Annotated in this window: 7 protein-coding genes and 2 pseudogenes; 5 read left to right on the top strand and 4 right to left on the bottom strand. The window is 64.3% G+C overall.

The window, feature by feature from the left end; all coding sequences use genetic code 11:
- The first annotated feature begins 20 nt into the window (after window positions 1-20).
- Window positions 21-1,441 (top strand): annotated as a pseudogene (locus tag WAN71_RS10580) (ABC1 kinase family protein).
- A complete protein-coding gene (locus WAN71_RS10575) occupies window positions 1,428-2,612 on the top strand; it encodes a cytochrome P450 (RefSeq protein WP_422225281.1) in 1,185 nt (394 codons plus the stop codon). Before WAN71_RS10580 ends, WAN71_RS10575 begins: the two are co-directional and overlap by 14 nt.
- Here WAN71_RS10575 and WAN71_RS10570 read toward each other — a convergent pair.
- Window positions 2,596-3,057 carry a MarR family winged helix-turn-helix transcriptional regulator gene (locus tag WAN71_RS10570; protein WP_422225280.1) on the bottom strand — a complete coding sequence of 154 codons (462 nt, stop codon included), beginning with the start codon at window positions 3,055-3,057 and terminating at the stop codon, window positions 2,596-2,598. The two genes, WAN71_RS10575 and WAN71_RS10570, sit on opposite strands and share 17 nt — an antisense overlap.
- Before the next feature lie 73 nt (window positions 3,058-3,130).
- On the opposite strand from WAN71_RS10570, the gene WAN71_RS10565 reads away from it, so the two are divergent.
- The gene (locus WAN71_RS10565) at window positions 3,131-3,796 is read left to right on the top strand and encodes a class I SAM-dependent methyltransferase (RefSeq protein ID WP_422225279.1); all 666 of its coding nucleotides are present in this window, start codon (window positions 3,131-3,133) and stop codon (window positions 3,794-3,796) included.
- A 7-nt stretch (window positions 3,797-3,803) separates the two neighbouring features.
- Here the strand turns inward: WAN71_RS10565 and WAN71_RS10560 are convergent, their stop codons facing one another.
- The gene (locus tag WAN71_RS10560) at window positions 3,804-4,172 is read right to left on the bottom strand and encodes an STAS/SEC14 domain-containing protein (protein WP_422225278.1); all 369 of its coding nucleotides are present in this window, start codon (window positions 4,170-4,172) and stop codon (window positions 3,804-3,806) included.
- Window positions 4,173-4,242: 70 nt separating this feature from the next.
- Between WAN71_RS10560 and WAN71_RS10555 the strand changes: the two genes are divergently transcribed.
- Window positions 4,243-5,121, top strand: a complete 879-nt coding sequence (locus WAN71_RS10555) for an NYN domain-containing protein (RefSeq protein WP_422225277.1) — start codon at window positions 4,243-4,245, stop codon at window positions 5,119-5,121.
- Here WAN71_RS10555 and WAN71_RS10550 read toward each other — a convergent pair whose 3' ends face one another.
- Entirely contained in the window at window positions 5,122-6,057 is a 936-nt protein-coding gene (locus tag WAN71_RS10550) for a class I SAM-dependent methyltransferase (RefSeq protein ID WP_422225276.1), read from the bottom strand.
- A gap of 48 nt (window positions 6,058-6,105) precedes the next feature.
- Here WAN71_RS10550 and WAN71_RS10545 point away from each other — a divergent pair, with 48 nt between their 5' ends.
- Window positions 6,106-6,822: a TVP38/TMEM64 family protein gene (locus tag WAN71_RS10545; RefSeq protein WP_422225282.1), complete on the top strand. Its 717-nt coding sequence runs from the start codon at window positions 6,106-6,108 to the stop codon at window positions 6,820-6,822.
- 46 nt (window positions 6,823-6,868) lie between these two features.
- Here the strand turns inward: WAN71_RS10545 and WAN71_RS10540 are convergent.
- A pseudogene (locus WAN71_RS10540) lies at window positions 6,869-7,267 on the bottom strand (serine hydrolase); the annotation flags it as partial.

Genomic DNA, 7,267 nt, shown 5'->3' with positions numbered 1-7,267 from the left:
CCCTTTGGACTGGATCCCCGATGAGCCCGCTTGGAAACGATGCAGTGCCGCGGGGCCGGATTCGCCGCACGATGCCGTTAGCCGGATTCACCGCGCGTGCGGCGGGCGGGCGGATGGTGGCGGGCATGCGGGAGAGGACCAGCGATGCCGGCGCGCTGGACCGCTTTCACGAGCGCACCGCGCAACGGTATGCCGAATTGCTGGGCCACTCCAAGGGCGTGCTGATGAAAGCCGCGCAGATGTTCGCGATGGTCGACACCAATTCTGTTGGCAATGGCGAGCTCTCGCCTTACCAGAAAGCGTTGACCCGGCTGCAGGCCGATGCACCACCCATGGACGCACAGCTGGCGAAGGACGTGCTGGAAGCCGATCTCCTCCGACCGGTCGCAGAGGTGTTCGCCGAATTCACCGACGAGCCAATGGCGGCGGCATCTATCGGACAGGTTCACCGTGCCGTCCTGCATGACGGTCGCCAGGTCGCGGTGAAGATCCAGTATCCGGGCGTTGCCGAGGCGATCCGCGGCGACCTGGCTAACAGTGAACTGCTGACCACATTTTTCCGCTTCGCGACATCGGTGTCCGGTAGCGCGATGCCCGATACGCGAGCGGCAACCCGCGAAATCGCGGCGCGCATATCGGAAGAAGTCGACTACCGCCACGAAGCTGCGAACATCACCGCTTTCAGCGATCTCTACCCGACCATCCCTTCATCCGCGTTCCGGAGGTCATTTTGGAGGCAAGTGGTGATCGGGTGCTGACCATGACGTATCTGGATGGGTTGGATTGGGCGGCCGCGCAACAGGCCGACCAGGACCTGAAGAACACGTGGTCCGAAGTGATATGGCGCTTCGCCGCTAGCGCGTTCCGGCATGCGAATCTGGTCCATGCGGATCCGCATCCCGGCAACTACCGGTTCGGGTTGGACGGCCATGTTGGTTTTGTTGACTTCGGCTGTGTGAAAGTGCTGCCCGAGCAGCCGCGTCGCAGCTTTGTCGAGCAGTTGCGTGCCTTCATCGAAGGGCGGACGAGCGATCTCCACGATCGCTTGGTCGAAAGCGGCATCGTGGCAGCCGATTCCGCAATTACTGTCGATGAGGCTTGGAAATGGTACGCCGATTTGATGCATGAGTGGGGTGCACCGCAGCCGGTCACGTACACGCGAGACGCTCCAGCACGGGTCGTCCGGGGCGTGATCGATATCCGCTCGCCAGAGCATCTGCTTCGTCGCATGTTGATTCCCGGCGATTTCGTGGTCTTCGGGCGGATCAACCTGAACATCAATGCAATCTGCGCGCAGCTGCACGCCACTCTGCACGCTCGCTCGATCATCGACGACCTTGACGGGGTAGCTGAGCCGATCACGCCGCTGGGTAAGCAGCATATCGCGTGGGCGCGCCAACGCGGCCTGCCTTTCGGACTGGAGCATCATGAGCACACCTAAAAGCACCGCGGCTCCCCGGCTTCCGTGGGATCCCGCAGATCCCTACCCGTTTTATGAAAGGCGCCGTCGCGACGGCGACGTCGTGTGGGACGACTCCGCAGAGGCCTGGCTGGTTCTCGGCCATCACGCGGCCCGACAAGTGCTGGGCGAGCCGGGATGGACCAGTGATCCCCGGGTCAACCCGAATACGCGTGCCGCGATCGATCCCCTGGGTGCGGATATGGTCGATCGGTCCATGCTGCTCACCGACGGAGCCAACCACCGGCGACTGCGCGACTCGGTCCGTGACGTGTTCACACCCTCGTTCATCGACGGCCTCACCGATGGTGTCCAGACCATCGCCGAAGAAGTGATCGACTATCCGACCGAAGGCACGCCATTCGACTTCATGGCCGAGATCGCGCTGCCGATTCCGCTGACCGTGGCGGCCGAGTGGTTGGGCCTAGATCCCGACAACGCCGAATTACTGCGTGCGGAGTCGCCGGCGATTATCCGAATGCTCGGCGCATTGGCCGGCTCCGAGGAAATCGACGCCGGCGCAGCCGCATTCGTGACTTTGATCGCCGAGTTCTTATCGGTAGCCGCTGACCGTAGGGCGCACCCCGGCGAGGACCTGCTTAGCTTCATCGCCGCCGACGCAGAGTTGGAGCTCGACGACGTCGTCATCACCGCGATCCTGATCGCCGTTGCGGGCCACGAGACCACCGCGAATCTGTTGGGCGCAGGGATCGTTCGGCTCCTGCAGCCGAGCGCGGACGGCTCCCGGTTAATCGACGATCTGGACCTGGCCGACCCGTCATTGCTCAACGAACTGCTAAGGCTCGACGGGCCGGTGCAGGCAACCGCCCGAACGGCGACCCAGGATCAGCTCATCGGCGGCGTCGAAATTGCCGCCGGCCAGCAGGCACTAGTGGTCGTCGCCGCCGCCAATCGCGATCCAGCCGTCTTCGACAACCCCGGGCAGTTCCGATTGGGTCGCTCCGGTCCCGCGCCCTTGACGTTTGGTTATGGCGCCCACTATTGCCTCGGAGCGGCACTAGCCCGGCTAGAAATTACCGTAGCGCTGCGCAAGATCCTGGCGCGCAGACCCAGACTGGCCGACGCGGTGACCTGGCGCGATACCCCGGCAATCCGTGGACCACTGAGTGTCCCAATCATTTTCGATTGTTGACCGGTTCTTCCGCCCGAGACTCGTTCATTTTGGTCAACAGCTTCACGACCGAGCGCAGTTCACGTTGCGGAGTCTCATCGAGCAGGGCCGCCATGCGCTGGTTGACCTCCCCATAGAAGGCCTGCATCTTCTTGACCTTCGTGGGATTCAAATGCACCAGAACGCTGCGGCGATCCCGCGGGTTTGGCTCCCGCTTTAGATAGCCGCCTCTCGCCAGCCGGTCGAGCATCACTGTTACGCCGCCCGTGGTCAGCCCGGTGGAGCGGGCCAGCTCGCCGGGCGTCGACGGTCCCATGAGCTCGAGCACGTTGATGCACTGCATATCGCTGAGGCGCAAGCCCACTCGGTCGGCAACCTGCTGGTTGTAAAGAATGCTTCCCGCGATGAACTGCCGCAGGCAGCGGATCACGTCGTCGTGCAACTGGGCGCGGTCGGGGCTTGACATCGACTTCGATCCGCCTATTCTCTAGGTACCTTACTAAATAAGATACTCGCTGACTGAGGGAAGGGACCCTAGCATGACGGCCGCAACGATCAAAGGGTACCGGGGACTTGGAATGGAGGGCGCCATCGCCCGCTGGTATGACAAGAGCACCCGCAAGGACGCAGCGCGTTTCCGGGCCCTGGCCGCGCAGCTGCGCACCGTATTGCCGCAGGGCGGCGACATGCTGGAAGTGGCGCCGGGCCCCGGCTACCTCGCGATTGAAATGGCCAAGGGTGGGGCGTATCGCGTGACGGGGCTCGACGTCAGCCGGACGATGGTGGAGCTGGCGCACAGAAATGCCACCGAGGCGGGCGTCCAGGTCGACTTCCGCCAAGGCAATGCGTCGGCGATGCCGTTCGCCGACGAGAGCTTCGACCTGCTGGCATGCAGTGCGGCGTTCAAGAATTTTTCCGAGCCGCACAAGGCGCTTGAAGAGATGCACCGGGTACTGCGCCCCGGCGGCACCGCGCTGGTGCTGGACTTGCGCAAGGACGCGACGATGTCCGAAATCAGCGACTACTTCCGCGGGGTCGGGCTGGGCACGGTCGAGCGCTGGATGAGCCTCGCCGCATTTCGGTTCATGCTGCTGAAACGGGCGTACACGCGAGCGCAACTCGAGCAGATGGTGGCAGATATTCCATTCCGGAGCAGGGAAATTCGGCTCATCGATATTGGGATCGAACTCTGGCTGCAGAAGTAGAGCTGCTCTAGCCGGCGGCCCACTCTTTGGCTCGCTCAAGCTCGTCGAGCTTGAAGACGGCGAGGTCGCCGGGAATCATCCACGCCAGCGCATGCACGGTATGAGCGACCCACGGCTTATCGGACACAACCGCAATTCTTTTGAAGGCCGAGTGATGCGGCAAGACAGTGCCGAAGCCCAGCTTTAGATCCTCGAACAACCCGCCGGGCCCGAAGCCCTCGTAGTCGGGCGCGATGACTTCAACGATCCTGATCTCGTCGGTTTGCAGCATTTCCTCGATGGTGGGCTTGACCTCGCGCAGCTCATCACCTCGCAGTCGGCCTGACACGCGAACGCCGGTCACTCCGTTCGGCATATCCGGCAATACTTCGATCATGCGCCTTCCTCCTTAGCCTCCGTTGGCGATCATGCCCCAAGTCGGGTGCCGATGGTCGACACTGGGGGTTATGGCAGATCCCGGCGAGGGCCGTGTAGCGGTCTACCTCGACTTCGACAACATCGTGATCTCCCGCTACGACCAGGTGCATGGCCGCGGCTCGTTCCAGAAGGACAAGGCCAAGGGCCTGGACAAGCATCCGGACCGGTTGGCGCAGGCCACCGTCGATCTCGGCGCCATCATCGACTTCGCCTCGTCGTTCGGCACCTTGGTGCTCACCCGCGCGTACGCGGACTGGTCGGCCGAGGTCAACACCGGCTACCGCGAACAGCTGGTGGCTCGGGCGGTCGATCTGGTGCAGCTGTTCCCGGCCGCGGCCTACGGCAAGAACGGAGCCGATATCCGACTGGCCGTCGACACGGTCGAGGACATGTTCCGGCTGCCCGATCTGACCCATGTGGTGATCGCGGCCGGCGACTCCGACTACATCCCGCTGGCGCAGCGCTGTAAGCGGCTTGGCCGCTATGTGGTCGGCGTCGGGGTGGCCGGCTCGTCGAGCCGGGCGCTGGCGGCGGCGTGCGACGACTTCGTCGTCTACGACGCGCTGCCCGGAGTTCCGGTGCCCGAACCGGCACCCAGCGACGCCGCACCCAGGAAGCGCGCCACCCGCGCCAAGGCCGCCGACGCCGACGAGCCACCACCGCCCGACCCGCAGAAAGCGGCTACTGATCTGCTGACCCGCGCGATGCGGATCGGGCTGGAGAAAGACGACGCCGACTGGCTGCACAACTCCGCGGTCAAGGCGCAGATGAAGCGGATGGACCCGTCGTTCAGCGAAAAGTCGTTGGGATTCAAGTCTTTCAGTGACTTCCTGCGGTCTCGCGCTGATCTGGTTGAGCTTGACGAGAGTTCGACGACGCGGATGGTCCGGCTACGTCCGGATAGCTGATTATTTTTGCGCCGACACGAACAGATACGGCGGGATGTTGTCTTGGATCTCCTGCGGAGGTTTGCGGCCGTAGCCGGTCATCAGCTCGTCCGACGGCGTCACCGTCACCTGCCAGCCGTGACGACGCCACCAATCGCCGACGTCTTCGCGTTCCTCGAAGTACCACAGCTCGTCGGTTTGCGGGATCTCGCGCTGCGGGTCGGCCTTGGCCATCAACGCCCGGACCCGGCCCATGCGCTCACGCCGCAGCGCGGCGGCCTCGGGATCGGCGAAGTCAGGCGACAGCGCCTCGATGCCGACCCTGCTGCCGGTGGCGGTGAGCCCCTCGATGCGGTCGAACAGCAACTCCTGGGCCGTCGCCGGCAGATACATCAACAGTCCTTCGGCTGACCATACGCTCGGCGCCGACGTATCAAAACCGGCCTGCTGCAATGCCTTCGGCCAGTCTTGGCGGAGGTCGACCGGGACGCCGACCCAATGGCAGGTCGGGTCGGCCCCGTGCTCGTGCAACGTCGAGACTTTGAAGTCCAACACCCTGGGCTGGTCGAGCTCGAAGACTGTCACCCCGTCGGGCCACGGCAACCGCCAGGACCGCGCGTCCAGGCCGGCCGCCAGGATCACCACCTGACGGATGCCCGCGCGGGTGGCGTCGAGGAAGAACGTGTCGAAAAACAAAGTCCGCGAAGCGAAATAGCTGACCATCGACTTCATCCGCACTGGCAGCGCGGGTTCGGCTTCGACGACCTCGGCGGGCAGCTCAGGAGCCCCGAACCAGTCCCACACTCCGTCGCCGACCGTGTCGAGGAAGACCCGCGCGAACGGATCGCTGATCAGCGGATTGTCGCTCTCGGTTTCGGCCGCGCGCGCCGCCGCCACGCCGAGCGCCGTCGCGCCGACACTCTCGGTGATCTCCCAGCTGTCGTCATCGGTTCTCACGCCATGTGACCCTACGTGAACCGGCCGTACGGAAGAATCGCGGTCACCATGGTCGACGACGAGGGTTCGGCATCGACATCGCGACGACGCCACATCGTGCGGCTCGCCGTGTTCGCCGCGTTCTTGGTCGCGCTGTTCTATCTGCTGGCCGTGCGGCACGTTGTCGACATCGAGGACGTGCGGCGCACCGTCAAGGCAACTGGGCCGGCGGCGCCGCTGACCTACATCGTGGTGTCGGCGGTCCTCGGCGCGATCTTCGTGCCCGGCCCGATCCTGGCCGCCAGCAGCGGGCTGCTCTTCGGCCCGGTGCTGGGCGTCTTGGTGACACTGGGCGCGACGGTGGGCACCGCGGTCGTCGCGAGCCTGGTCGGCCGTCGAGCTGGCCGGGACAGCGCGCGGGCGCTGCTGGGAACCGAACGTGCCGACCGCATCGACGCGCTGATCGAACGACGCGGGCTGTGGGCGGTGGTCGGTCAGCGCTTCATTCCCGGACTATCGGATGCGCTGGCGTCGTATGCGTTCGGGGCGTTCGGAGTTCCGTTGTGGCAGATGGCCGTTGGCGCGTTCATCGGTTCGGTACCGCGGGCTTTCGTCTACACCGCGCTGGGCGCCTCGATCGGGAACCGATCGCCGGTGTTGGCATACACGGCGATCGCGGTGTGGTGTGTGACCGCGATCGTCGGCGCATTCGCCGCGCGCAGCGGATTCCGGAAGTGGCGCGGGCATAGCACTGACGATTCGGAGCGCGCAGCCGAGGCGGGCTGAAGCCGAATCAGTAGGCGAATTGCCCGCCTCAGAGCGACTTTTCAATTTAGAGACGCAAGGCCTGGGCTGCCGCCGTAGCCACGTCGCCTCGCAGCCTCGAGATCGGTGGACTGCCTCGCACCAGGATTGAGTTCGCCAGCAGAATCACGTAGGTATCTGAGCCTGGGTCCAGCCACATCGAGGTACCGGTAAAGCCTGTGGCGCCAAAGCTACCGATGGGAAAGATCAGGCCCCGCGGCTTGGAATAGTCCGTATCGATATCCCAGCCAAAGCCGAACAGCCGCTGTCCCGCGATCGCCGGATAGTTGGGAGCCAGCAGCGGATCTGCAGTGTTTGGTGTCTTTGCGATGGCTTCTCGGGCAGCATCATTCGCAGCTTCGACTTGTTGAGCCGTGTGTCCTGGCTGCTGGGGAGTCGTCATCAACTCCAGAGTCGCTTGCTTCAG

The organism is Mycobacterium sp. (genome assembly GCF_049280035.1).
Taxonomy (GTDB): Bacteria; Actinomycetota; Actinomycetes; order Mycobacteriales; family Mycobacteriaceae; genus Mycobacterium.
Note: the sequence above shows the minus strand (reverse complement) of the source record. Positions and strands in the feature narration are given on the sequence as shown.

What these genes read in the sequence shown, in the direction of transcription:
- WAN71_RS10570 (WP_422225280.1), bottom strand. Translation starts at nt 3,057, where the DNA reads ATGTCAAGCCCCGACCGCGCCCAGTTGCACGACGACGTGATCCGCTGC.
- WAN71_RS10545 (WP_422225282.1), top strand. Translation starts at nt 6,106, where the DNA reads ATGGTCGACGACGAGGGTTCGGCATCGACATCGCGACGACGCCACATC.
- WAN71_RS10575 (WP_422225281.1), top strand. Translation starts at nt 1,428, where the DNA reads ATGAGCACACCTAAAAGCACCGCGGCTCCCCGGCTTCCGTGGGATCCC.
- WAN71_RS10560 (WP_422225278.1), bottom strand. Translation starts at nt 4,172, where the DNA reads ATGATCGAAGTATTGCCGGATATGCCGAACGGAGTGACCGGCGTTCGC.
- WAN71_RS10565 (WP_422225279.1), top strand. Translation starts at nt 3,131, where the DNA reads ATGACGGCCGCAACGATCAAAGGGTACCGGGGACTTGGAATGGAGGGC.
- WAN71_RS10555 (WP_422225277.1), top strand. Translation starts at nt 4,243, where the DNA reads ATGGCAGATCCCGGCGAGGGCCGTGTAGCGGTCTACCTCGACTTCGAC.